We start from the raw sequence: 24852 nt of genomic DNA on the forward strand, positions 1-24852 counted from the left end.
GTCGAGGGGATGGGCCCCGTGCTGAGCCCCCGTGCGGACACCCCCCGCACGGAGTCCCTGCACGGGTGGGACGCGCCGGGCTGGCGCGGCCTGCGCGTCGTGGTCACCGGGCTGGGCGTCAGCGGATTCTCCGTGGCGGACACGCTGGCCGAGCTCGGCGCCGTCGTGACGGTGGTGGACGGCAACGACGGCCCGGAGAACCAGGCCCGCGCGGAGACCCTGCGGATCGTCGGCGTCTCCGAGGTGCTCCTCGACGCCGAGGCGACCCGCTCCCTGCCCGCCGTGGCCGGGGAGCCGGCGGACCTCGTCGTGACCTCTCCGGGCTGGCGCCCGGACCAGCCGCTGCTCATGGAGGCGCACGCCGCCGGCCTGCCGATCTGGTCGGACATCGAGCTGGCGTGGCGCGTGCGGGAGCGGCCCGGCCGCCCGACCGCCGAGTGGGTCTGCCTCACGGGCACCAACGGCAAGACGACCACCGTGACGATGGTCGAGGCCATCCTGCGCGCCGACGGGCGCCGCGCGATCGCGTGCGGCAACGTGGGCACGCCCGTGCTCGACGCCGTCCGCGACCCCGAGGGCTTCGACGTCCTCGCCCTCGAGCTCTCGAGCTTCCAGCTGCACTGGACGCACAGCCTCGCCGCGGCCGCCGCCGCCGTGCTCAACCTCGCCGAGGACCACGTCGACTGGCACGGCTCCCTGGAGGCCTACGCCGCGGACAAGGGCAAGGTCTATCAGAACGCTCGCGTGGCCTGTGTCTACAACGAGGCCGACGCCCTGACGCGCACCCTCGTGGAGCGCGCGGACGTGCAGGAGGGCTGCCGCGCAATCGCCTTCACCACGGGCACCCCCGGGCTGTCCACGGTGGGCATGGTGGACGGCATCCTCGTGGACCGCGCCTTCACCGAGAACCGCCGGCACGAGGCCGTCGCGCTCGCCGCGCGCTCCGACCTGGGCACCGTCGCCCCGAAGCACACGGTGGCGAACGCCGCGGCCGCCGCCGCGCTCACCCGTGCCGTGGGCGTGAGCCCCGAGGCCGTCGCGGAGGGCCTGCGCGGCTACGACCGCGGCGAGCACCGCATCCAGCTCGTGGCCACCTCCCGCGACGTGATGTGGGTGAACGACTCCAAGGCCACGAACCCCCACGCCGCCGACGCCTCCCTGGCCGCGTTCACCTCGATCGTCTGGCTCGCGGGCGGACTGCCCAAGGGCGTGACCTTCGACGAGCTCGTGAGCACGCACGCGAGGCGGCTGCGCGCCGTGGTCCTGCTCGGCACGGACACCTCCGTGCTGCGCGCGGCCCTCGCGGCCCACGCCCCGGACGTGCCCGTCCACGCGCCGCTGGCGGCCGCCGACGGCGCCGGATCGCCGGACGGCCCGGCCGTCATGGCCGAGGCCGTGCGGCTCGCGGACAGGCTCGCCCGGCCGGGGGACACCGTCCTCATGGCGCCGGCCGCGGCGTCCATGGACCAGTTCCGCTCGTACGCCGAGCGCGGAGACAGCTTCATCGCGTCCGTCGCGGCCCTGATGCAGGAGCACGGCTGGGACGTGGACGGCGAAGGCCCCGGCCCCGACGCCCCGGACCCGTCCTGACCACCCGACCGACCGCCACCCCGAGGAGCACCATGCCGCACACCGCACCGAGCCGCCCGGCGGCGACGCGCGGAGCGCACGGCGCCCCGGGCCGTCCCGCCCGCTCCGGCAGCCCGATGACCCGGGTCTGGGCGGGCCTGGAGGGCGCCCGCGCCCTGGACCTCTCCGCGTTCCTGATCGGGACCAGCGCGGCCCTCCTGACCGTGCTGGGCCTCGTGATGGTCCTCTCCTCGTCCTCGGTCGAGGCCATCGGCACCGGCGGAGGCTCCTACGACCTGTTCCTGCGCCAGCTCATGTGGGCCGGCGTGGGCGTGGCCGTGCTCATCGGGTTCTCCCTCACGCCCCTGCGGGTGCTGAAGGCGCTGGCGTGGCCGGCGATCGGCATGGCGATCCTGCTCCTGGTGCTCGTGGCCTTCACCCCGCTGGGCGTGGAGGTCGGCGGCAACCGCAACTGGCTCGGCATCGGCGGCTTCCGGATGCAGCCCTCGGAGGCGGCCAAGCTTGCCCTCGCGCTGTGGAGCGGGGCCGTGCTGGAACGCAAGGCCCGCCTCATCTCCCACGTCAAGCACGCGCTGCTGCCCGTGCTCCCCATGGCCGCGCTCCTGATCGGCCTCGTGCTCGCCGGCCGGGACCTCGGCACCGCCCTCATCCTCGCCCTCGTCCTCATGACCGTCCTCTTCGTGGCCGGCACCCACCGGGGGGTGTTCCTCGTCTCCGGAGCCGTGGTGACGGTGGGGGCGATCCTGATGACCGTGTTCGCCCCGCACCGCATGGTGCGCGTGCAGGCGTGGCGCGGGATCTGCGACTTCCCCACGGACCCGTGCTTCCAGCCGGACCACGGCATGTTCGCGCTCGCCTCGGGCGGCTGGTGGGGGGTGGGCCTCGGCCAGTCCCGCCAGAAGTGGAGCTACATCCCGGAGGCGGAGAACGACTTCATCTTCACCATCCTGGGCGAGGAGCTCGGCCTCGTCGGCACCCTCGCCGTGATCCTGGCGTTCGCCGCCCTGGCCGTCGGCATGTACCGCGTGGCCGCCCGCACCACGTCCACGTTCATCCGCCTGACCACGTGGGGGATCCTCGCGTGGCTCGTGGGACAGGCCTTCGTGAACATCGCCATGGTCTCCGGGATGATCCCCGTGGTGGGCGTGCCCCTGCCGTTCATCTCCTACGGCGGCTCGGCGCTCACGCTGTCCCTGGCCGCGGTGGGCGTGGTCCTCTCCTTCGCCCGCCACGAGCGCCAGCGCGCCGCAGAGCTGCGGGCACTGGCCCACGACGACGACGGCGCCGCCGGCCTCGACGCCGTGCCGGACGCCCGACCCGCCTCCCGGGCCCACACCGACTCGGCGGAGCCGGAGACCGATCCCATCCCGCTCGTCCCTTCCCCCACCCGCGCACCGCAGGAGTCCTGATGCCGCAGATCCCCGAGACCGACCGTCCGCTCCGCGTCGTCCTGGCCGGCGGCGGCACCGCCGGCCACATCTCGCCCATGCTCGCCATCGCCCGTGCCCTGGGGGCGGACCAGGGGCAGGCCCCCGCCGTGTGCACCATGGTGGGCACCGCCTCCGGCATGGAGACCCGCCTGGTTCCCGAGGCCGGCTTCGAGCTGGACCTCATCGACCGCGTCCCCATGCCCCGACGCCCCTCGATGGACGTCGTCCGCTTTCCGGGGCGCTTCCGCGCGGCCATCGGCGCGGCGAGCCGCATCCTCGCCGAGCGGGAGGCGGACGTGCTCGTGGGCGTGGGCGGCTACGTCGCCACGCCGATGTACCTCGCCGCCCAGCGGGCCGGCATCCCGTACGTGGTCCACGAGGCCAACGCGAAGCCGGGGCTGGCCAACCGCCTCGGCGCCCGCCGGGCCTCGCGCGTCGGCACCGCCCTGCCCCAGACCCGCCTGCCGCGCGCGGAGTGGGTCGGGATGCCCATGCGCCCGGAGATCTCAGGCCTCGACCGCAGCGCCGCACGGGCCGCCGCCCGCGCCGAGCTCGGCCTGGACCCGGAGCGCACCACCGTGGTGGTGACCGGCGGCAGCTCCGGTGCGCTGGCCGTGAACCGCACCGTGCGCGAGTCGCTGGACGACCTCCTCGGAGCGGGCCTGCAGGTCTTCCACCTCACGGGCCGCGGCAAGGAGCTCACCGACGACGCCGGCCACCGGGTCCAGCGCGACGGCTACGTCCAGCGCGAGTTCCTGAGCGGCATGGAGCAGGCCTACGCCGCCGCCGACCTCATGGTCGCCCGCTCCGGCGCCGGCACGGTGTGCGAGGTCTCGGCGGTGGGGCTGCCCGCCGTGTTCGTCCCGCTGCCCGTGGGCAACGGCGAGCAGGCGCTCAACGCTGGGCCCGTGGTGGAGGCCGGCGGCGCCCTCCTCGTGCGCGACGACATGTTCCGCGCGGACTGGGTCCGACGCGAGCTGATCCCCCTGGCCACCGACCCCGCGCGCCTGTCCGCGATGGCGGAGGCCTCCGCGCGCCTGGGCGTGCGGGACGCGGACGTGACGATGGCCGGCCTCGTGCGCGCGGCGGCCCAGGAAGGAGCACGGCGATGAGCCACCAGACCACCCCCGCATCCGAGGGGCGCTTCGCCGACCTCGGCCGCGTCCACCTGCTCGGGATCGGCGGCGTCGGCGTCTCCGGCGTCGCGCGCATCCTCCAGGACCAGGGCGTCGCGATCTCCGGGTCGGACGCCAAGGACCTGCCCGTCATGCGCGAGCTCGCCGCGGGCGGGGCCCGCATCACGGTGGGCTACGCGGCCGAGCACGTGGGGGAGGACGTCACCACCGTGATCGCCTCCTCGATCGCCGGCCCGGGCAACCCGGAGCACGACGCCGCCGTGGAGCGCGGCCTGCGCGTGCTGCACCGCTCGGAGGGCCTCGCCCTCGCCATGGCGGGGCACCGGGTGCTCGCCGTCGCCGGCACCCACGGCAAGACCACGACCTCGTCCATGGCGGCGATGGCCTTCTCCTCCGCGGGCTGGGACCCGACGTTCGCCGTCGGCGCCGCCGTCGCCGGGCTCGGCACGAACGCCCAGGCCGGCCGGGGCGAGTGGTTCATCGCGGAGGCCGACGAGTCCGACGGCACGCTCGTGAACTACCCAAGCACGATCGCCGTGGTCACCACCGTGGAGGCCGACCACCTGGACCACTACGGCACGGAGGAGGCGGTGCACCAGGTGTTCCGCGACTTCGCGGCCGGGCTGCCGGCCGCCGCGGACGGCGGAGCACTCGTGGCGTGCCTGGACGACGACGGCGCGGCCGCCCTGGCCGCGTGGGTGCGGGTCCACACCGCGGCGCGGGTCCTCACCTACGGCTCCGCCGAGCGCGACGGAGTGCGTCCGGACCTGCTGGTCTCGGACCTCACGGTGGAGCCGGGGGAGTCGGGGGTGGGCCAGCGCGCCCGCTTCACGCTCGCCGACGGGACCTCCGCGGAGGTCCGGCTGCTGGTGCCGGGACGCCACAACGCCCTGAACGCGGCGGCCGTGGCGCTCGCCGCCGTCGAGGCCGGCATGGCGTTCGAGGACGCCGTACGCGGCCTCGAGGCCTTCCGAGGCACCGCCCGGCGCTTCGAGTTCCGCGGCGCCGGCCGCGGCGTGCGCGTCTTCGACGACTATGCGCACCACCCCACCGAGGTGGCGGCCGCCGTCTCGGCGGCCCGTGCGGTGGCGGACGGGCACCGCGTGCACGTGCTCTTCCAGCCGCACCTGTTCTCCCGGACGCGCGAGTTCGCCGCCGAGTTCGCCTCGGCGCTCTCCGGAGCGGACGTCGTGCGCGTGCTGCCCGTGTACGCGGCCCGCGAGCAGCCGATGGAGGGGGTGGACTCCTCGCTCATCGCGTTCCGCCTGACCACCGCCGACCCGGCAGACCGGGCCGTGGCGGAGGACCGCGCCGCCGCCGTGGCCCAGCTGGCCCGCGGTGCGGCGGACGGCGACGTGATCCTCACGATGGGCGCGGGCGACGTCACCGCCCACGGCGCCGACCTCGTGGCGGCCCTGGCCGACGACGCGGGCACGGCGTCCTCCCCCGCCTCGTGAGCGAGCGGCCGGGCCGTCCGCTGCCTCCCGTGGGGGACGCTGGGTCCACGGTGGTCCGCTTCCCCGGGCGCAGCGCCCGCCAGCGCCGGGCCGCCCGCTGGGCGATCGGCGCCGGCGTTGCCGCGCTCCTGGCCCTCGTCGCCTGGATCCTGTTCTTCTCTCCCGTCCTCGCGGTCGACCGCGTGTCGGTGACCGGCACGCGGCTGGTGGACCGGGCCGACGTCGAGCGCCGTCTCGAGCCGCTGCGGGGCGAGCCGCTGCCGCGCATCGGGACGGGCCGGGTGGAGGGCCTGCTCGCGGACGTCCCGGGCATCGCCGAGGTGCGCTCCGTGGCCCAGCCGCCCACCGGTGTGGAGGTGGTCGTGCGCGAGGAGACCCCCGTGGCGCGGAAGGAGGCGGGGGACGGGGTCGACGTGCTGCTCGCGGACGGCTCCGTCCTGTCCGGCATCGCGGACGAGGCGCCCGGGGTCGGCGCGCTGCCCTCCATGGCGGATCCCCTGCCCGGCGGGGACGAGGCGGTGCGCGCCGAGGCGGCCCGCGTCCTCACCACGCTGCCGGACGCGGTCCGCTCCCGCGTGGAGACGGTGGGCGCGGGCACGCCCGGGCAGGTGAGGCTCGGGCTCGACGGCGGCACGGTCCTCGTGTGGGGAGACGACTCGCACGCCGACCTCAAGGGGGACGTCGTCGAGGCCTTCCTGGACGAGGACGGCGGCGGCCCGGACCTGCGCCGTGTGAAGGAGCTGGACGTCACGGTCCCGGAGCGGCCGATCACCCGCTGACGCGGCTTCCCGAGGGCGACGGGGTCTCAAGGTGAAAGTGAAGATGAAGGTTGTGCTCGACGGACCGGCGCCCCCGGTCGACCTGCTCCGACGAGGACCTAAAGTTCGACTCTCATGTGAAGGTTGAACAACGACACGCGCGAGCCCCGCCGTGATGCGGATTTCTTTGCGCTGGCCGCGCCCGTGCCAGTACGGTGGTCCTGAACGCGCGTGAGCGGCATCATTCAAGCTGAGCTTGAAGGCGGCTCGTCAAGGGGTCCGTACCCCGTCGGGCGTGGACATCGCGATTCCGAGCAAAGGGACTGAACACCGTGGCTGCACCCCAGAACTACCTGGCCGTCATCAAGGTCGTCGGCATCGGCGGCGGCGGCGTCAACGCCGTGAACCGCATGATCGAGGTGGGGCTCCGCGGCGTGGAGTTCATCGCGATCAACACGGACGCACAGGCGCTCCTGATGTCCGACGCGGACGTGAAGCTGGACGTGGGCCGCGAGCTCACCCGCGGCCTCGGTGCCGGCGCGAACCCCGAGGTGGGCCGCCAGGCCGCCGAGGACCACGCCGATGAGATCGAGGAGGTCCTGCGCGGGGCGGACATGGTCTTCGTGACCGCCGGCGAGGGCGGCGGCACCGGCACCGGCGGCGCCCCCGTGGTGGCCCGCATCGCCCGCTCGCTCGGCGCGCTGACCATCGGCGTCGTGACCCGCCCGTTCACCTTCGAGGGCCGCCGCCGCGCGGGCTCCGCGGAGAACGGCATCGACGCGCTGCGGGACGAGGTCGACACCCTGATCGTCATCCCGAACGACCGCCTGCTCTCCATCTCGGACCGCAACGTCTCCGTCATGGACGCGTTCCGTCAGGCGGACCAGGTCCTGCTCTCCGGCGTGCAGGGCATCACCGACCTCATCACCACCCCCGGCCTGATCAACCTCGACTTCGCGGACGTGAAGTCCGTGATGCAGGGCGCGGGCTCGGCGCTCATGGGCATCGGCCACGCGCAGGGCGAGGACCGTGCCGTCAAGGCCGCCGAGCTCGCCATCGCCTCCCCGCTGCTCGAGGCCTCGATCGACGGCGCCTACGGCGTGCTGCTCTCCATCCAGGGCGGCTCCGATCTCGGCCTGTTCGAGATCAACGAGGCCGCGCGCCTCGTCCAGGAGGTCGCGCACCCCGAGGCCAACATCATCTTCGGCGCCGTGATCGACGACGCCCTGGGCGACGAGGTCCGCGTCACCGTGATCGCCGCCGGGTTCGACCAGGTGGACGCCACCTCCGCCCCGCAGGCCTACCAGCAGCCCGCCCCGCAGGCGCAGTCCTCCTCCTACCAGCAGGCGCAGCAGCTGCCGCAGCAGCGCGAGGCCCCGTCCACGCAGCAGCAGCAGGCCCCGCAGCAGTCGGCTCCGCAGGGATACACCCAGCAGCAGCCGCAGCGTGCCGCGGTGCCGGGCACGGTCCCGACGCAGTCCGGCCAGCAGGGCCAGCAGCAGTCCCGCCCGCGTCCCGAGCTGCCCACCGTCGTCGAGCCCGACCTGGGCGCCGGCTCGTCCGACCTGGACGTGCCGGACTTCCTGAAGTGACCGCCTCGAAGGGGCCGGAGGGGACCGTCGTGGGCCGCTCCGGCCCCTTCGTGCACCGTGTGGACCTCCCGGCAGACGGCCGGGGGAGCGCGGTGCACGTGGCGTGGACGTCCGTGGACGCGGGCAGCCTCGCCTTCCACGTCCTGGACTCGGACGCCCCCGCCGCACGCGCGGACGTCGCGGCGGCGCGCCGCGCCCTCGAGGCGGAGATGGGCGTGACGCCCGGGTCCACCGTCTACCTCGACCAGGTCCACTCGGCGGACGTGGTGTGGGCCGAGGGCCGCGGCTGGGAGCACGACGCCCCCGAGACCGCCGACGCCGCGGTGAGCCGCGATGGCACCCGTCCCCTCGCCGTCATGGTGGCCGACTGCCTCCCGGTGGTCCTCATGGACGAGCGCACGGGCGCCACCGCGGTCGCGCACGCGGGCCGGCGCGGTCTGCTGGGCGGCGTCCTGGAGAACACGCATGCGCGCCTCCTCTCCCTCCGCCCGGCCGAGGACCGGGAGGCCCCGGGGATCCGCGCGTGGATCGGTCCCGGCGTGTGCGGGAACTGCTACGAGGTCCCCCCGCAGATGTGCGCCGACGCCGCCGAGCGGATCCCCGTCGTCGCCTCGCGCACCTCGTGGGGCACCCCCGCGCTCGACCTGCCGGCCGGCGCCGAGGCCGTCCTCGCGTCCCTGGGTGCCGCCGTGGAGCGCGTCCGGGCGTGCACCCTCGAGGACGATCGGCTCTTCTCCCACCGGCGGGCGCCGGGCCGAGGCCGGTTCGCCGGGCTCGTGTGGCGCACCCCCGCGGACGCCTCCACCGGGGAGGCGCAGCGTGGCTGAGCGCCCCGCCGACACCTGCACCCCCGATGCCGGCACCGGGGACGTCCCCATCGACGGCGTCGGTGCCGCCGACGCCCGCACCGCTGAGCTGGCCGCCGCGCTGGACGCCGTCCGTGCGCGCATCGCGCGGGCCGCGGCCGGGGCCGGACGCGCCGACGTGCCCGAGCTGATCGTGGTGACCAAGACCCACCCGGCCGCCGACGTCGCCCGGCTGGCGCGCCTCGGCGTGCGCGACGTGGGGGAGAACCGCGACCAGGAGGCCCGGCCCAAGGCGGCCGAGGTCGCCGAGGCGCTCGGCGCCGACGCCCCGCGGTGGCACTTCATCGGCCAGCTGCAGACCAACAAGGCCAAGCTCGTCGTGCGGTACGCGAGCGCCGTGCACTCCGTGGACCGCGTCGAGCTCGCGGACGCGCTCTCCCGGGCCGTGGTGCTGCGGCGCGAGCGGGAGGGCGGGGGAGCGGACGGCGTGCCCGACCTCGAGTGCCTCGTCCAGGTGGACGTGGACCCGCGGTCCGACGACGAGCGCCCGGAGGGCATCGGACCGCGCGGGGGGGCGTCCCCCGAGGACGCCTCCTCGATCGCCGGGCGGATCGCCGCCGCCGAGGGGCTCGCCCTGCGCGGGCTCATGTGCGTGGCCCCGCGCGGACTCGACGCGGAGGAGTCCTTCCGCCGCCTGGCCCGTCTCGGCCGCGACCTGCGGGCGGCCCACCCCGAGGCCGAACGGCTCTCGATGGGGATGAGCGGGGACCTCGAGGCCGCCGTGCGCGCGGGGGCGACACACGTCCGGATCGGCTCGGACGTCCTCGGCGCGCGCGGCGCCGTGGGATAACGTGGGGAGGGCATGCCCGCGAGGCGGGCGACACCCCGCGCCCCGTGCGCGGGCGACGAACGACGGCGATCCGCGCCCCGGCGGATCGCAGGACGTGGTGAAGGAAGAGTCATGGCTGGCGCACTGAAGAAGACGATGATCTACCTCGGTCTCGCCGACGGCGAGGAATACGAGGAGCACGAGCGCACCGCCGCTCCGCGCGAGGAGGCCTCCCGCCGCGACGTGGTGGAGGCTCGCCGTGCCCCGGCGCCGGACGAGGCTCCCGCGTTCGAGGAGGCTCCCGCGCGCGTGGAGCAGCCCGCCCACGCCGCCGGCTCCACCGCCGCCCCCGTGGTGTCCGAGCCCACCGAGGTCCGGCGGGCCGCGCGGCCCGAGCCGGCGGACCAGGGCTACCGGGCCCCCGTCACCCCCATCAAGCGAGCCGCCGCCTCGTCGGCCGAAGGAGCCCCCGTGCGCACCCTCTCCACCGTCCACCCCCGCTCCTACGACGACGCCAAGGCGATCGGCGAGGCGTTCCGCACCGGCATGCCGGTGATCATGAACGTCACGGAGCTCGGTGAGAACGAGGCCAAGCGCCTCGTGGACTTCGCCGCGGGCCTCGTGTTCGGCCTGCACGGCTCGATCGCGCGCATCACGAACAAGGTCTTCCTCCTGACCCCCGCCACGGTCGAGGTCGTGGGCGCGGACACCGCCGAGTCGGCCGAGGCCGACGCGCCGTACGACGCCGACTGAGGCTGCCGTGGACCTGCTGCTCGCCCTCGTCTACCTCGCGCTCACGCTCGTGATCGCGGCCCTCACGGTCCGCATCGTGTTCGACGTGACCGAGTCCTTCGCCCGCTCGTGGCGGCCCTCGGGTGCCGTCCTCGTCATGGCGAGCGGCATCTACGCGGTCACGGATCCCCTCCTGGACACCGCGCGGCGGCGCATGCCGCCGGTGCGGCTCGGCGGCGTCAGCCTCGACGTGGCCTTCCTCGTGGTCTTCATGGCCGTGGTGCTGCTGCGCGTCCTGGTGCTCGCCCTCGCCCGCTGACCCCCGGAGTCGCCGCGGCACCCGGTGGTATCGTGCGGTGACGACCTGAGGCGCGCGCAGTCGGCCGCGCCCACCACCGCGGGCCGTGCCGGTGCTCGGCGCGCGCGAGAGAAGGGTGCCCCTCCGTGGCTCTGACCTGGGAAGACGTGCTCAACAAGCAGTTCCAGCACACCAAGTTCCGGGAGGGGTACGACCAGGACGAGGTCGACGACTTCCTCGACGCGGTCGCGGAGGAGCTCAAGCGCCTGCACGTCGAGATCGAGCGGCTGCGCGCGGGCGGGGCCGCCGAGGCCCCCGAGGCGGGCGTCTCGTTCGCGCCCGGCGACGCCCCCGCGCAGGAGCGCCCGGAGCTCGTGCTGGCCGCCGGCGAGGCGGAGGCCGCGGCTCTCGAGGCCGAGGAGACGGCCGCACCCGCCGCGTCCGACGGGCCTGCTCAGGCCGGCTCCTCGGCGGCAGCCGTGCTCGCCATGGCCCAGCGGCTGCACGACGAGCACGTGGCCGACGGCGAGCAGCGCCGCGCCGCGCTCATCGCCGAGGCCGAGGCCACGGCCGCCGAGGTGCTCGGCCAGGCCGAGGAGACCAAGGCAGCGACCCTCGCGGAGCTGGCCTCCCAGCGCTCCGAGCTGGAGTCCGAGGTCGAGCGGCTGCGCGGCTTCGAGACCGACTACCGCCTCCGCCTGACCGCCTACATCGAGGGGCAGCTGCGCGAGATCCGATCCCAGGAGCGGGTGGAGCCCCGCGGGGAGACCGCGTGAGCACAGCGCTCGATGGGGCCGGGGACGGCACCCCCCGCGCGGCGGTCTCCGGCCGCCGCGCCGTCGGCGTCGCCCTGACCCTCGCCGTGCTCGCCTACACGCTCGACCAGCTGAGCAAGCTGTGGGTCGAGCGCACCATGGAGCTCGGCGAGTCGATCGTCGTGATCCCGGGTCTGCTGCGGTGGCACTACATCCTGAACCCGGGCGCGGCCTTCTCGATCGGGGAGGGGCACACCTGGGTCTTCACCCTCATCCAGGCCGTGGTCGCCGTGGTCGCGCTCGTGCAGATCGCCCGCGTGCGCTCGCTGCCGTGGGCGCTCGCCCTGGGCGGCCTGGCCGGCGGCGTGCTCGGCAACCTCACGGACCGGCTGTTCCGGCCGCCGTCGTTCGGCCAGGGCCACGTGGTGGACATGATCTCCGTGCCCCGCTTCGCGGTCTTCAACGTGGCCGACTCCTTCATCGTGTGCTCCATGATCCTCGTGTGCCTGCTGCTGGTGACCGGCCGCCGGCTCGACGGCACCCGTGAGGCGTGAGCGGCATGGGCGCAGGCGTGCGGCGCGTGGAGGTCACGGCCGAGCAGGCGGGCAGGCGCGCCGACGCCGTCCTCACGGAGGCCCTCGGCGTGTCCCGCGCACGGCTGGCGGACTGGTTCGCGCGCGGGCTCGTCCGCGCCGAGACGCGCGGCGGGCGTCGGGACCGGGTGCTCGCCAAGTCGGCCAGGGCGGTGCCGGGGGAGACCCTGGCCGTGGACCTGCCGAACGATCCCGATCCGCTGGAAGTGAGGGCAGAGGCCGTGGACGAGATGACCGTGCTGCACGAGGACGAGCACCTGCTCGCCGTGGACAAGCCGACCGGCGTGGCGGCCCACCCCTCGCCGGGCTGGAACGGGCCCACCGTGGTCGGTGGCCTCGCGGGCCTGGGCTACGACATCACCACCTCGGGGGCGCCGGAGCGCCAGGGGATCGTGCACCGGCTCGACGTCGGCACCACCGGCGTGATGGTGGTGGCCAAGACGGAGCGCGCGTACGCCGCCCTGAAGGACCAGTTCCGCGAGCGCGTGCCGCACAAGGTCTACCACGCGGTGGTGCAGGGGATCCCGGACCCGCTTGCGGGCACGATCGACGCCCCGATCGGCCGCCACCCGGGGCACCAGTGGAAGTTCGCCGTGCTCGAGGGCGGACGGCCCTCCGTGACGCACTACGAGACCCTCGAGGTCTTCGGCCGCGCCACGCTGCTTCAGGTGCACCTCGAGACCGGGCGCACCCACCAGATCCGCGTCCACACCTCCGCGCTGCGGCACCCGTGCGTGGGCGACCTCACCTACGGCGCCGACCCGCGCCTGGCCGCCGAGCTGGGGCTCACGCGGCAGTGGCTCCACGCCCACCACCTCTCCTTCCCGCACCCCGTCACGGGGGAGCCCGTGAGCATCACCTCGCCCTACCCGGACGACCTCGCCCACGCGCTGGCGGCGCTGCGCGGCGACGACGTCGCCGACGCCGCGGGCGAACGGGACTGACCGCCGGGGACCGGAGACCGCAGGCCCGACGCCCGCCGGGCCCGTCCCGCCCGCCCCCCCGTGACGCGCAGTAGGCTGGGGCGGGCCCGCCGTCGTCCTCTCCGAAGGAGCTCCACCCCGCATGACCGCGACCTCCGAGACCCGCGCCGAGGCCCTCAAGGACGGCGGCTTCGTCCACCTCCACACGCACACCGAGTACTCGATGCTCGACGGCGCGGCGAAGCTGGACGAGCTGTTCGCCGAGGCCGACCGCCTCGGCATGCAGTCCCTGGCCATCACGGACCACGGCTACCTGTTCGGCGCGTTCGACTTCTGGCGTCAGGCCACCGCGGCGGGCATCAAGCCGATCATCGGCCTCGAGGCCTACCTGACCCCGGGCACGCAGCACCGCACGGACAAGGAGAAGATCCGCTGGGGGGAGCCGCACCAGCGCGGCGACGACGTCTCCGGCGGCGGCGCCTACACGCACATGACCATGCTGGCGCAGTCCACCACGGGCATGCACAACCTCTTCCGCATGGGCTCCATCGCCTCGCTGGACTCGGTGTACGCCAAGTGGCCGCGCATCGACCGGGAGCTGCTGAGCCAGTACTCCTCGGGGCTCATCGCGACCACGGGCTGCCCCTCGGGCGAGGTGCAGACGCGCCTGCGCCTGGGCCAGTACAAGGAGGCCGTGGCGGCGGCCGCCGAGTTCCGGGACATCTTCGGGGCCGAGAACTTCTACTGCGAGATCATGCAGCACGGCCTGGACATCGAGAAGCGCGTCATCACGGACCTGCGCCGCCTGGCCAAGGACCTGGGCCTGCCGCTCGTGGCCACGAACGACCTGCACTACACGCACGAGCACGACGCCAAGGCCCACGAGGCGCTGCTGGCCCTGCAGTCCGGCTCCAAGCTCAACGAGCCCAGCTACGACCAGGGCGGCTCGCGCTTCGCGTTCTCCGGCACGGAGTACTACCTGAAGTCGCCGCGGCAGATGCGCGAGCTCTTCCGGGAGATCCCGGAGGCGTGCGACAACACCCTCGTGATCGCTGAGCGCTGCGAGTCCACGTTCGACACGGACGCCAACTACATGCCGGTGTTCCCCACGCCGGAGGGCGAGGACGAGACCAGCTGGCTCATCAAGGAGGTCACGAAGGGCCTCGACTACCGCTATCCGGACGGCGTCCCGGACCACGTGCGCAAGCAGGCGGACTACGAGCTGGACGTCATCATCTCGATGGGGTTCCCGGGGTACTTCCTCGTCGTCGCCGACTTCATCAACTGGGCCAAGGAGAACGGGATCCGCGTGGGCCCGGGCCGCGGCTCGGGTGCCGGCTCCATGGTGGCGTACGCGCTGCGCATCACCGACCTGGACCCGCTGAAGCACGGGCTGATCTTCGAGCGCTTCCTCAACCCGGACCGCGTGTCCATGCCCGACTTCGACGTGGACTTCGACGACCGGCGCCGCTCCGAGGTGATCGACTACGTCACCCGCAAGTACGGCGACGAGCGCGTCACCATGATCGTCACGTACGGCACGATCAAGACGAAGCAGGCCCTGAAGGACTCGGCCCGTGTGATGAACCAGCCCTTCTCCATGGGCGAGGCGCTCACCAAGGCCCTGCCGCCGGCCGTGATGGCCAAGGACATCCCGCTCAAGGACATCGAGAACCCGGACGCCCCGCGCTACGGGGAGGCGGCGCCGTTCCGCGAGCTGATCGCGACGGACCCGGTGGCGGCGCAGGTGTTCGAGACCGCGAAGGGCATCGAGGGCCTGAAGCGGCAGTGGGGCGTGCACGCGGCCGGCGTCATCATGTCCTCCGTGCCCGTGGTGGACGTCGTGCCGATCATGCGCCGCCTCCAGGACGGCCAGGTCATCACCCAGTTCGACTACCCCATGGCGGAGTCGCTGGGCCTGATCAAGATGGACTTCCTGGGTCTGCGCAACCTCACGATCATCTCGGACGCGATCGAGAACGTGAAGGCGAACCAGGGCGTGGACCTGGACCTCGAGACCCTCGACGTCGACGACCAGGCCTCCTACGACCTGCTGGCCCGCGGCGACACCCTGGGCGTGTTCCAGCTCGACGGCGGTCCCATGCGCTCCCTGCTGAAGATGATGCGCCCGGACAACTTCGAGGACATCTCGGCGACCATCGCGCTCTACCGTCCGGGCCCCATGGGTGCGAACTCCCACACGAACTACGCGCTGCGCAAGAACGGGCAGCAGGAGATCACGCCGATCCACCCGGAGCTCGAGGAGCCGCTGCGGGAGATCCTGGACACGACCTACGGCCTGATCGTGTACCAGGAGCAGGTCATGGCGATCGCCCAGAAGGTGGCCGGGTACTCGCTCGGCCAGGCGGACATCCTGCGCCGCGCGATGGGCAAGAAGAAGAAGTCCGAGCTGGACAAGCAGTACGCCGCCTTCCACCAGGGCATGCTGGACCGCGGCTTCTCCGAGGCCGCCGTGAAGGCGCTGTGGGACATCCTCCTGCCGTTCTCGGACTACGCGTTCAACAAGGCCCACTCCGCGGCGTACGGGCTGGTCTCCTACTGGACGGCGTACCTGAAGGCGCACTACCCGGCCGAGTACATGGCGGCGCTGCTCACCTCGGTGGGCGACGACAAGGACAAGCTCGCGATGTACCTGAACGAGTGCCGCCACATGGGCATCACGGTGCTCCCGCCCGACGTCAACGAGTCCCACCTGACGTTCACCCCGGTGGGCCGGGACATCCGCTTCGGCATGGGGGCGGTGCGCAACGTGGGCGCCAACGTGGTGAAGGGCATGGTGCAGGGCCGCGAGGAGAAGGGCCTCTACACCGGCTTCGGCGACTTCCTGGCCAAGGTGCCGCTCGTGGTCTGCAACAAGCGGACGATCGAGTCCATGATCAAGGCCGGCGCCTTCGACTCCCTCGGCTACGCCCGGCGTGCCCTGCTCGCGGTGCACGAGGAGGCGGTGGACGCCACGGTGGCGCAGAAGCGCAAGGAGGACCACGGCGAGTTCACGTTCGACCTCTTCGCCCTCGGCGGCGCGGCGGAGGCCGAGGACGCCTCCGACGCCTCGGACGGCGTCGCCGTGCCCGAGCTGCCCGAGTGGTCCAAGAAGGACAAGCTCGCCTACGAGCGGGAGATGCTGGGCCTCTACGTGTCCGACCACCCGCTGCAGGGCCTGGACGCCGTGCTCTCCCAGCACGCGGACACGCAGATCACCCGCGTGCTCGACGACGACGGGCCCGCCGACGGCTCCCAGGTCACCATCGCGGGGCTCATCACCACGCTCGAGCGGCGCATCGCCAAGTCCTCCGGCAATGCGTACGCGCGGTGCGAGATCGAGGACCTCGGCGGATCCATGGACGTGATGTTCTTCGGCCAGGTGTACGCCCCGATCGCCATGATGCTCGCGGAGGACCTCGTCGTCGCCGTGAAGGGGCGCGTGCAGCGCCGCGACGACGGCTCCGTGTCCCTCTCCGCGATGGAGCTGACCATCCCCGAGCTCACGGACGGCACGTCCGGGCCCGTGCGCATCCAGATGCCCTCCTTCAAGGCCACGGAACAGGTGATCGGCCAGCTCGCAGACGTGCTGCGCACCCACGAGGGCTCCTCCGAGGTGCGGCTGACGCTGATGGGCCAGCGCGGAGCGCAGGAGTTCGTGCTCGGCCCGCAGTTCCGCGTGAGCCCGAACCCGGCGCTCTTCGGGGATCTGAAGATCCTGCTCGGTCCGGCCTGCCTGGGCTGATCGCCGGCCGCCGCCGTAGAGTGGGCGCAGGTCAGGCCGAGGTCGTCCACGAGGAGGGAGCGAGAGAGTGCACTGCCCGTACTGCCGTCACGAGGACTCCCGCGTGGTGGACTCCCGTTCCCTCGACGACGGCTCGGCGATCCGCCGCCGCCGCCAGTGCCAGGCGTGCGGCAAGCGCTTCACCACCATGGAGACCACCGCGCTCACCGTGGTCAAGCGCTCCGGCGTGGCCGAGCCCTTCGACCGCTCCAAGGTGATCAACGGGGTCCGCAAGGCCTGCCAGGGCCGGCCGGTCACGAGCGACGACCTGGCCATGCTCGCCCAGGAGGTCGAGGAGACCGTCCGCGCCTCGGGCAACGCCGAGGTGGACGCCCACGACGTTGGCCTGGCGATCTTGGACCCCCTGCGCCGCCTCGACCAGGTCGCCTTCCTGCGCTTCGCCTCCGTCTACCGGGACTTCGAGTCGCTGAGCGACTTCGAGGACGCGATCGCGGACCTGCGCGACGCCGAGGGCGAGGCCCCCGGACGGCCCGCGGTGCAGCCCCGGCTGTTCACGCGCTAGGGGCTGGACAGGGGAGCCCGTCGAGGGGCTACAGTGGGGGCGGCGAGGCCCCCAGCGGGCGACGCACAGACTGCCGCGGGCGGTTCCGGAGGGGAAGCCGGAACCGCCCGCGGTGTCTTCACCGGCCGGGGCTCAGGTGTGGTCGGCCGCCGAGCCGTGGGCCGCGAGCGCGGCGCCCACGATGCCCGCGTTGTTCTGCAGCTGCGCCGGGATGATCGGGGTGTCCAGCCGCAGCAGGGGCAGGTAGTCGTCGGGGCGCTTGGAGATGCCGCCGCCCACGATGAACAGGTCGGGGGAGAAGATCCGCTCCACGTGGGAGAAGAAGCGCTGCAGGCGCACCGCGTACTCGGCCCAGCTCAGGCCGTCGCGCTCGCGGGCCTTCGCGGACGCCCGGGTCTCGGCCATGACGCCGTCGAGCTCCATGGAGCCGACCTCGAAGTTGGGCACGAGCACCCCGTCGTTGATCATCGCCCCTCCGATGCCGGTGCCGAGGGTGATGACCAGGACGAGCCCCTCGTGGCCGCGTCCCGCGCCGTAGCGGGCCTCGGCCAGGCCCGCGGCGTCGGCGTCGTTGACCACGGTGACGGGGCGGCCCAGCCGCTCCTCGAACATCGACCGCAGGTCCGTGCCGATCCAGGAGGGGTCGATGTTGTTGGCCGAGCGGCACACGCCGCCGCGCACGATCGAGGGGAAGCACACGCCGATCGGGGAGTCCGGCGCGGGGGCCTTCTCCCGCCGGTCCAGCTGGGCCGTGATGGCCGCGAGGGTCTCCGCCACGGGCAGCGGCATGGCCGGCTGCGGCGTGGCGATGCGGAAGCGGTCCCCGCGCAGCGTCCCGGCTTTGGGGCCCGTGCCGAGGCGCACGAGGCCGCCCTTCATGCCGGTGCCGCCGATGTCGACGCCGAGCACGGTCGGGTACTTCGACGCCCCGGGGTCCTTCACGGACTGCTCGGTGCCGGGCTGGTCAGGGGGGGAGGCTTCGAGGTTGCTCACGTGCGCCAGTGTACGGACACCCCTCACGGGAGGGTGAGGATCTCCGCGCCGTCGTCGGTGACCACGAGCGTGTGCTCGAACTGCGCGGTGCGCCGGCGGTCCCGCGTGACCACGGTCCAGCCGTCGTCCCACTGGTCCCACTCGATGGTGCCGAGGGTGATCATCGGCTCGATCGTGAACACCATGCCCGGGACCATGACGGTGTCGTGCAGGGGCGCGGCGTCGTAGTGCGGGATGACCAGGCCGGAGTGGAAGTCCGTGCCCACGCCGTGACCGATGAAGTCGCGCACCACGCCGTAGCCGAAGCGCTTGGCGTAGGACTCGATGGCCCGGCCGATCACGTTGACCTGCCGGCCCGGCTTCACGGCCTTGATGCCGCGCCGCAGGGCCTCCTCGGTGCGCTCCACGAGCAGGCGGGACTCCTCGTCCACCTCGCCCACGAGGTAGGTGCGGTTGTGGTCGCCGTGCACGCCGTCCACGTAGGCGGTGATGTCCAGGTTGACGATGTCCCCGTCCTCCAGGACGGTGCCGTCCGGGATGCCGTGGCAGATGACCTCGTTCAGCGAGGTGCAGATGGAGCGGGGGAAGCCGCGGTAGCCCAGGCACGAGGGGTAGGCGCCGTGGGAGACGAGGAACTCGTGGGCCACGCGGTCGAGCTCGTCGGTGGTGACGCCCGGGGCGATGTGCGCGGCTGCGGCCTCCATGGCCTGCGCGGCGAGCCGTCCGGCCGTGCGGATGCGCTCGATCCCGGCGGCGTCGTACACGTCCGAGGCGTGGCCCTCGTCCGGCGTGGCCTTCCCCACGTACTCGGGGCGCGGGATCGCGGCGGGCACGGGAGGGGCGGGGGAGAGGACGCCCGGCGCGAGCGTGCCCACCGGGGCCCTCGAGCCCGGCTCCGGCGCCGGGGGCCCCGCGGGGCGGGGGCCGTTGTGGCTGGACGGGGCGGCGGGGCTCTGGCGATCGGACATGTCCTCCAGCGTATCGGCCCCGTTAGGGTGGCCCGCATGAACGACGACGTGAGCACCGCTCGGGAGTACTACTTCAACGTCCGCACCCACGAGGTGGAGGAAGGGGCCCAGTCCAACTGGAAGGAGCTCCTCGGCCCGTACGCCTCGCGTGCCGAGGCGGAGTCCGCGCTGGCCCGCGTCCAGGCCCGCAACGAGGCCTTCGACGAGGCCGAGGACCACGACGAGAAGTGGAATGCCAACCCGCTCGACGACGCGAGCTGAGCCGTCCCGGCACCCGGCCCGTCGCGGCCCACCCGGCCAGGGTGGGCCGAGAGGGGCGTCTCAGCCCTCGAACCCGTGCTCCGGCGCCGGGAACGAGCCCTCGAGCACGTCCGCGCGGAAGGCGCGCACCGCCTCGCCCATGACCGCGTGCAGCTGCGCGTACTGCTTCACGAACCGGGGCATGCGCCCCTCACGCAGGCCGAGCATGTCCTGCCACACGAGCACCTGGCCCGTGGTCCCCGGCCCCGCACCGATGCCCACGGTGGGCACGCGCACCGCGGCGTCGACGGCGGCGGCCACGTCCGAGGGCACCATCTCCATGAGCACGGCGAAGGCGCCCGCCTCCTCGAGTGCCCGTGCTGAGGCGGTCATGCGCTCGACGGCCCCCTCGCCGCGGCCCTGCACGCGGTAGCCCCCGAGGACGTGCTCGGACTGCGGGGTGAAGCCGATGTGCGCCATCACGGGGACGCCGGCCGCGGTCAGCGCGGCGACGTGCTCGGCGAAGCGTTCGTCGCCCTCCATCTTGACGGCCGCCACACCCGCCTCCTTCATGAGGCGCACGCCCGCGGCCACCGCCTGCTGCGGGGAGGCCTCGTAGGAGCCGAACGGCAGGTCGGCGACCACGAGCGCGCGCGTCGCTCCGCGCACCACGGCCGCGGAGAAGAGCACCATCTCGTCGAGGGTCACGGGCAGGGTGGAGGGATGGCCGAGGACCGTGTTGCCCACCGAGTCGCCCACCAGGAGCACCTCGACGCCGGCCTCCTCGAAGAGCGCGGCCGTCATCGCGTCGTAGGCCGTGAGCATCGCGAAGCGCCGGCCCTCGTCCTTCGCGCGCTGCAGGTGCACCGTGCGCCAGCGCGCGGGCGGGCCGGCTGACGCGGGCGCGGCGCCGCCGTAGGGGGCCGGGGACTCGGGGGCGGGCGTGGCGGAGGGGGTGGCGGACATGCCCCGGAGTCTACGGCGGGCGTGGATAGAGTGGGCGGCATGGATCGTCAGCAGGATGTCGTGCTCCGCACCATCGAGGACCGGGACGTGCGCTTCGTGCGCCTCTGGTTCACCGACGTGGTGGGCACCCTCAAGTCCGTCGCCCTCGCCCCCGCCGAGGTGGAGTCCGCGTTCACGGAGGGCCTCGGCTTCGACGGCTCCTCGATCGACGGCTACACCCGCATCTCCGAGTCGGACATGCTCCTGCAGCCGGACCCGGCCACCTTCACCATCCTCCCGTGGCGGGGGGAGCAGGGGCAGACCTCCCGCATGTTCTGCGACGTCCTCACCCCGGACGGCGCCCCCGCCCCGGCCGACCCCCGCCACGCCCTGCGGCGCGTGCTGGAGAAGGCCTCGGACATGGGCTTCAGCTGCTACACGCACCCGGAGATCGAGTTCTACCTGCTCAAGAGCTCGGAGCTCGGCCCGGACGGCCAGCCCCAGCCGGTGGACACCGCCGGGTACTTCGACCACGTGCCCGGGGGAGAGGCGCAGGACTTCCGGCGCGACGCCGTCACCATGCTCGAGGAGATGGGCATCTCGGTGGAGTTCAGCCACCACGAGAACGGGCCGGGCCAGAACGAGATCGACCTGCGCGCCGCGGACGCCCTGACCACCGCGGACAACATCATGACCTTCCGCACCGTGGTCAAGGAGGTGGCCGCGCAGCAGGGCAGCTACGCCACGTTCATGCCGAAGCCGTTCGCGCTGCACCCGGGCTCGGGCATGCACACCCACTTCTCCCTGTTCGAGGGGGACGCCAACGCGTTCTACGACCCGGCGGACGAGTTCCGGCTCTCCAGGACGGGCCGCAGCTTCATCGCGGGCCTGCTGCGGCACTCCGAGGAGATCAGCGCCGTCACCCACCAGTTCGTGAACTCGTACAAGCGCCTGTGGGGCGGGGGCGAGGCCCCCTCGTACGTGTCCTGGGGCCACAACAACCGCTCGGCGCTCGTCCGCGTGCCCCTCTACAAGCCGGACAAGGCCGGTTCGGCCCGCATCGAGTACCGCGGGATCGACGCCTCCGCCAACCCCTACCTCACCTACGCGCTGCTGCTCGCGGCCGGGCTGAAGGGCATCGAGGAGGGCTACGAGCTGCCGGAGCCGGCCTCGGACGACGTGAGCGCCCTGAGCCCCCACGAGCGCCGCGTGCTGGGCCACACCCCGCTGCCCGGCACGCTCCACGACGCCCTGCGGCTGGCCGAGGACTCCGAGTTCGTGGCCTCCGTGCTCGGCGAGCACGTGTTCGACGCGTTCCTGCGCCACAAGCGCCAGGAGTGGGACGACTACCGCGTCGAGGTCACCCCCTACGAGCTGCGCCGCTACCTCAGCGCCCTCTGAGGCCGACGATGCCGAGCCTGCCCCCGTCCGGCAGCCCCCACCGCCGCACCCTGACGCGCGCGGGTGTGCAGGCCGTGCCCCGCGCCGTCGGCCTCCTCGAGTCCCCCGAGCTCCAGGGGGTCGACGTGGGGCCGCTCGTGGACGTGCTCTGCCATGCCGCGGACCCGGACCGGGCCCTGCTGCTCTGGGTGCGCCTGGCCGATCGCGAGCCGCGCGTCCACACCGCGCTGGCCGACCCGGACCACGCGACGCGCCTCGTCCGCCTGCTCGGCGCCTCCGACGCCCTGGGCGAGTTCCTCATCCGGTGCCCCGAGCACCTCGACCTCGTGCTGGACCCGGAGTGCGCAGCCGCCACGGCCCCCGCCCTCACCGGCCTCGAGCACGGGGACGGGCCGGACACCGCCCCGGGCGAGGACCTGCGCCGCCTGCTGCTCGCGGCCGTCGAGGCGGACCCGGACGCCGAGCGGCCCTGCGCCGGGCTCACGGGGGCGGACGCCGCCGTCGCGCTGCGCCGGGCGTACCGCCGCCAGCTCACCGCGATCGCGCTCGCGGACCTCGCCGCGCCCGACCCGTCCGCCGTGATGCCGGCCGTCGGCGCGTGGCTGGCCGACCTGGCCGGTGCGGCGATCGACGCCGCCCTCGCCGTCTCCCGCGCCGAGGTGGTCGCTCGCGACGGGGATGCCGCCCGCGGGGTCGAGCTCGCCGTCATCGGGATGGGCAAGTGCGGGGCGCGCGAGCTGAACTACGTGTCCGACGTCGACGTGGTGTTCGTGCACGACGTGGCCGAGGACGCCGCGCCCGTCGGCGGCGCCGCCTCCGTGGCGGCCGAGCTGGCCGCAGGGATCTCGCGCGTCATCACCGGCGCCGCCCCCGAGCCGGGCCTGTGGGAGGTGGACGCGAACCTCCGCCCCGAGGGCAAGGACGGCGCGCTCAGCCGCACCGTGGACTCCCACGTGGAGTACTACCGCCGCTGGGCGCACGGCTGGGAGTTCCAGGCCCTGCTCAAGGCACGCCCGATCGCCGGCTCCCGCGCCCTCGGCGAGCGCTACGTGGAGGCCGTGTGGCCGCGCGTGTGGGAGTCCTCCGCGCGGGAGGGGTTCGTGGACGCCGTCCGCGCGATGCGCCGGCGCGTGCTGGACACGATCGCGCCCGCCGAGCGGGACCGGGAGATCAAGCTCGGCGCCGGCGGGCTGCGCGACGTCGAGTTCACCGCCCAGCTGCTGCAGCTGGTGCACGGCCGCGCGGACGAGTCCGTGCGGGTGCGGGGCACCCTCGACGCCGTGGCGGCCCTCCACGCCGCCTCCTACATGAGCACCGCGGACGCCGCCGCGTTCGAGGAGCACTACCGCTGGCTGCGTGCCCTCGAGCACCGCATCCAGCTCGTGCACCTGCGCCGCACCCACCTCCTGCCGGCCAAGGACGACGCCCTGCGCGTGATCGCCCGCTCGCTGCGCGGCGCGGGGCGCACGGAGCCCTCCGCGGCCGAGGGCCTGAGGGAGCGCTTCGGAGCCGTCCGCCGCCACGTGCGCTCGCTCCACGAGACGGTGTTCTACCGTCCCCTGCTCTCCACCACGGCGGCGCTCTCCGACGACGAGGTGCGCCTCTCCGCGGACGCGGTGCGCGAACGTCTCGCCGCCCTCGGCTACCGCGACCCGAAGGGCGCCCTGCGCCACATCGAGGCGCTCACGCAGGGCGTCTCCCGACGCGCGGCCATCCAGCGCCAGCTGCTGCCGGCCATGCTGGGCTGGTTCGCCGACGGGCCCGACCCCGACGCGGGGCTGCTCGCCTTCCGGCGCCTCTCCGAGGCCCTCGGCACCTCGCCGTGGTTCCTGCGCATGCTGCGGGACTCGGGGGAGGCTGCCCGGCGCGTGTGCCTCGTGCTGGCCGGCTCGCGGTTCGTCGGCGACCTCCTCGAGCACGCCCCCGAGTCGGTGGCGTGGGTCGGGGAGGACCGTGAGCTGGAGCCCCGCGGCTCCGCGACGCTGTGGCGTCAGGTCGCCGCCCGCCTGGACCGGCACGGCGACGACGGGTCCCCCGCCCAGTCGATCCGCCACGTCCGGCAGATCCGCCAGCGCGAGATCCTGCGGGTGGCGCTCGCGGACATGTCCGGGCAGCTCGGCCTCGAGACGATCGGGGCGGCACTCGCCGACATCGACCAGGTGGCCGTCGCCGGGGCGCTGCGCGTGGCCGTGCACGCCGCCACGCAGGGGCAGGAGCCCCTCACCGACGTCGTGGTGGTGGCCATGGGCCGCCAGGGCGGACGCGAGATCATGTACGGCTCCGACCTCGACGCGATGTTCGTGCACCGCCCGCGGCCGGGAGCGGACGACGAGGCCGCCGGTGCCCAGGCGGAGGCGGTGGCCCGCCACGTGGTCTCCCTGCTGAAGCAGCCGGCGGCGCCGCCCCTGCCGGGGGAGAGGCCGCTCGAGGTGGACTCGGACCTGCGCCCCGAGGGGCGGCAGGGCCCGCTCGTGCGCACCCTGGACTCGTACCGGGAGTACTACCGGCGCTGGGCGGAGGTGTGGGAGCGGCAGGCGCTGCTGCGCGCCCGGCCCGTGGCCGGGGACGACGGGCTGGCCGACGAGTTCCGCCGCTGGGCGGACTCCGTGCGCCACGCCCAGGGTCTCACCGACGCCGACGCCCGCGAGATCCGCCGCATCAAGGCGCGCGTGGAGGCCGAGCGACTGCCCCGCGGCGCCGACCCGGCCCGGCACGTCAAGCTCGGCCGCGGAGGGCTCTCCGACGTGGAGTGGCTCGTGCAGTCCCTGCAGCTGCGCCACGCGCCCGAGGTCGAGGACCTGCGTGTGACCTCGACCCTGCCCGCCCTGCGGGCCCTCGCCCGGCACGGCCTGCTCCCCGACGCCGAGGCCGGCGTGCTCGAGGAGGCCTGGCTCCTGGCCAGCCGCATCCGCGCCGCCACGGTGCTGTGGAGCGGCAAGCCCGGGGACGTGCTGCCCACGAACGCGCGCGACCTCGCCGCGATCGCCCGCCTCAGCGGGGCGGACGGCAACGCGGGCCCCGCGGCGTTCGAGGAGCGCTACCTGCGGGTCACCCGGCGGGCCCGCTCCGTGTTCGAGACGCGGTTCTACGGGCTCTGAC

Annotated in this window: 21 protein-coding genes; 18 read left to right on the forward strand and 3 right to left on the reverse strand. The window is 73.9% G+C overall.

Features of this window, described 5'->3' with window-relative positions; translation table 11 throughout:
* The first annotated feature begins 9 nt into the window (after positions 1-9).
* The 15 genes from murD (at position 10) to nrdR (ending at position 17206) form a co-directional block, all read left to right on the forward strand.
* Positions 10-1590 (forward strand): UDP-N-acetylmuramoyl-L-alanine--D-glutamate ligase, encoded by a 1581-nt coding sequence (gene murD, locus NJC10_RS09155; RefSeq protein WP_319076189.1) that lies wholly within the window; start codon positions 10-12, stop codon positions 1588-1590.
* Positions 1591-1622: 32 nt separating this feature from the next.
* Positions 1623-2999 (forward strand): putative lipid II flippase FtsW, encoded by a 1377-nt coding sequence (ftsW, locus tag NJC10_RS09160; RefSeq protein ID WP_319076119.1) that lies wholly within the window; start codon positions 1623-1625, stop codon positions 2997-2999.
* Positions 2999-4132 carry an undecaprenyldiphospho-muramoylpentapeptide beta-N-acetylglucosaminyltransferase gene (gene murG / locus NJC10_RS09165; RefSeq protein ID WP_319076121.1) on the forward strand — a complete coding sequence of 378 codons (1134 nt, stop codon included), beginning with the start codon at positions 2999-3001 and terminating at the stop codon, positions 4130-4132. Before ftsW ends, murG begins: the two co-directional genes overlap by 1 nt.
* On the forward strand, positions 4129-5613 hold the full coding sequence (gene murC / locus NJC10_RS09170; protein ID WP_319076123.1) for a UDP-N-acetylmuramate--L-alanine ligase: 1485 nt from the start codon (positions 4129-4131) through the stop codon (positions 5611-5613). Before murG ends, murC begins: the two co-directional genes overlap by 4 nt.
* Before the next feature lie 29 nt (positions 5614-5642).
* The gene (locus NJC10_RS09175; protein WP_319076125.1) at positions 5643-6392 is read left to right on the forward strand and encodes a cell division protein FtsQ/DivIB; all 750 of its coding nucleotides are present in this window, start codon (positions 5643-5645) and stop codon (positions 6390-6392) included.
* Positions 6393-6703: 311 nt separating this feature from the next.
* The gene (gene ftsZ / locus NJC10_RS09180; RefSeq protein ID WP_298711282.1) at positions 6704-7963 is read left to right on the forward strand and encodes a cell division protein FtsZ; all 1260 of its coding nucleotides are present in this window, start codon (positions 6704-6706) and stop codon (positions 7961-7963) included.
* Positions 7960-8790 (forward strand): polyphenol oxidase family protein, encoded by an 831-nt coding sequence (locus NJC10_RS09185; protein ID WP_319076127.1) that lies wholly within the window; start codon positions 7960-7962, stop codon positions 8788-8790. The genes ftsZ and NJC10_RS09185 overlap by 4 nt, the downstream gene beginning before the upstream one ends.
* 49 nt (positions 8791-8839) lie before the next feature.
* Positions 8840-9619: a YggS family pyridoxal phosphate-dependent enzyme gene (locus NJC10_RS09190; RefSeq protein WP_319076190.1), complete on the forward strand. Its 780-nt coding sequence runs from the start codon at positions 8840-8842 to the stop codon at positions 9617-9619.
* A gap of 111 nt (positions 9620-9730) precedes the next feature.
* A complete protein-coding gene (locus tag NJC10_RS09195; protein ID WP_248117681.1) occupies positions 9731-10351 on the forward strand; it encodes a cell division protein SepF in 621 nt (206 codons plus the stop codon).
* A gap of 7 nt (positions 10352-10358) precedes the next feature.
* Entirely contained in the window at positions 10359-10649 is a 291-nt protein-coding gene (locus NJC10_RS09200; RefSeq protein ID WP_248117679.1) for a YggT family protein, read from the forward strand.
* A gap of 125 nt (positions 10650-10774) precedes the next feature.
* Positions 10775-11404: a DivIVA domain-containing protein gene (locus tag NJC10_RS09205; protein ID WP_319076129.1), complete on the forward strand. Its 630-nt coding sequence runs from the start codon at positions 10775-10777 to the stop codon at positions 11402-11404.
* 74 nt (positions 11405-11478) lie between these two features.
* Positions 11479-11937, forward strand: a complete 459-nt coding sequence (gene lspA / locus NJC10_RS09210) for a signal peptidase II (RefSeq protein ID WP_319076191.1) — start codon at positions 11479-11481, stop codon at positions 11935-11937.
* 5 nt (positions 11938-11942) lie between these two features.
* Positions 11943-12920 carry an RluA family pseudouridine synthase gene (locus tag NJC10_RS09215; protein ID WP_319076131.1) on the forward strand — a complete coding sequence of 326 codons (978 nt, stop codon included), beginning with the start codon at positions 11943-11945 and terminating at the stop codon, positions 12918-12920.
* Positions 12921-13041: 121 nt separating this feature from the next.
* On the forward strand, positions 13042-16644 hold the full coding sequence (gene dnaE / locus NJC10_RS09220; protein WP_319076132.1) for a DNA polymerase III subunit alpha: 3603 nt from the start codon (positions 13042-13044) through the stop codon (positions 16642-16644).
* Positions 16645-16711: 67 nt separating this feature from the next.
* A complete protein-coding gene (gene nrdR / locus NJC10_RS09225) occupies positions 16712-17206 on the forward strand; it encodes a transcriptional regulator NrdR (RefSeq protein WP_298711262.1) in 495 nt (164 codons plus the stop codon).
* 132 nt (positions 17207-17338) lie between these two features.
* On the opposite strand, the gene ppgK is transcribed toward nrdR, so the two are convergent.
* Complete coding sequence (ppgK, locus tag NJC10_RS09230) at positions 17339-18148, reverse strand: polyphosphate--glucose phosphotransferase (protein WP_319076193.1); 810 nt, start codon at positions 18146-18148, stop codon at positions 17339-17341.
* A 74-nt stretch (positions 18149-18222) separates the two neighbouring features.
* Complete coding sequence (gene map, locus NJC10_RS09235; protein WP_319076134.1) at positions 18223-19167, reverse strand: type I methionyl aminopeptidase; 945 nt, start codon at positions 19165-19167, stop codon at positions 18223-18225.
* A gap of 36 nt (positions 19168-19203) precedes the next feature.
* Between map and NJC10_RS09240 the strand changes: the two genes are divergently transcribed.
* Positions 19204-19428 (forward strand): SPOR domain-containing protein, encoded by a 225-nt coding sequence (locus tag NJC10_RS09240; RefSeq protein ID WP_248115681.1) that lies wholly within the window; start codon positions 19204-19206, stop codon positions 19426-19428.
* A gap of 60 nt (positions 19429-19488) precedes the next feature.
* Here the strand turns inward: NJC10_RS09240 and panB are convergent, their stop codons facing one another.
* A complete protein-coding gene (gene panB, locus NJC10_RS09245) occupies positions 19489-20373 on the reverse strand; it encodes a 3-methyl-2-oxobutanoate hydroxymethyltransferase (RefSeq protein ID WP_319076137.1) in 885 nt (294 codons plus the stop codon).
* 39 nt (positions 20374-20412) lie between these two features.
* Here panB and glnA point away from each other — a divergent pair, with 39 nt between their 5' ends.
* Positions 20413-21753, forward strand: coding sequence for a type I glutamate--ammonia ligase (gene glnA / locus NJC10_RS09250; RefSeq protein ID WP_319076139.1), 1341 nt, complete (start codon positions 20413-20415; stop codon positions 21751-21753).
* Between the two features lie 8 nt (positions 21754-21761).
* Positions 21762-24851, forward strand: coding sequence for a bifunctional [glutamine synthetase] adenylyltransferase/[glutamine synthetase]-adenylyl-L-tyrosine phosphorylase (locus tag NJC10_RS09255; protein ID WP_319076141.1), 3090 nt, complete (start codon positions 21762-21764; stop codon positions 24849-24851).
* The last annotated feature ends 1 nt before the right edge of the window (position 24852 follow it).

Source organism: Micrococcus sp. M4NT (genome assembly GCF_033790745.1).
Classification (GTDB): Bacteria; Actinomycetota; Actinomycetes; order Actinomycetales; family Micrococcaceae; genus Micrococcus.

What these genes read in the sequence shown, in the direction of transcription:
- murD (WP_319076189.1), top strand. Translation starts at nt 10, where the DNA reads ATGGGCCCCGTGCTGAGCCCCCGTGCGGACACCCCCCGCACGGAGTCC.
- ftsW (WP_319076119.1), top strand. Translation starts at nt 1,623, where the DNA reads ATGCCGCACACCGCACCGAGCCGCCCGGCGGCGACGCGCGGAGCGCAC.
- murG (WP_319076121.1), top strand. Translation starts at nt 2,999, where the DNA reads ATGCCGCAGATCCCCGAGACCGACCGTCCGCTCCGCGTCGTCCTGGCC.
- murC (WP_319076123.1), top strand. Translation starts at nt 4,129, where the DNA reads ATGAGCCACCAGACCACCCCCGCATCCGAGGGGCGCTTCGCCGACCTC.
- NJC10_RS09195 (WP_248117681.1), top strand. Translation starts at nt 9,731, where the DNA reads ATGGCTGGCGCACTGAAGAAGACGATGATCTACCTCGGTCTCGCCGAC.
- NJC10_RS09215 (WP_319076131.1), top strand. Translation starts at nt 11,943, where the DNA reads ATGGGCGCAGGCGTGCGGCGCGTGGAGGTCACGGCCGAGCAGGCGGGC.
- dnaE (WP_319076132.1), top strand. Translation starts at nt 13,042, where the DNA reads ATGACCGCGACCTCCGAGACCCGCGCCGAGGCCCTCAAGGACGGCGGC.
- map (WP_319076134.1), bottom strand. Translation starts at nt 19,167, where the DNA reads ATGTCCGATCGCCAGAGCCCCGCCGCCCCGTCCAGCCACAACGGCCCC.
- NJC10_RS09240 (WP_248115681.1), top strand. Translation starts at nt 19,204, where the DNA reads ATGAACGACGACGTGAGCACCGCTCGGGAGTACTACTTCAACGTCCGC.
- panB (WP_319076137.1), bottom strand. Translation starts at nt 20,373, where the DNA reads ATGTCCGCCACCCCCTCCGCCACGCCCGCCCCCGAGTCCCCGGCCCCC.
- glnA (WP_319076139.1), top strand. Translation starts at nt 20,413, where the DNA reads ATGGATCGTCAGCAGGATGTCGTGCTCCGCACCATCGAGGACCGGGAC.
- NJC10_RS09255 (WP_319076141.1), top strand. Translation starts at nt 21,762, where the DNA reads ATGCCGAGCCTGCCCCCGTCCGGCAGCCCCCACCGCCGCACCCTGACG.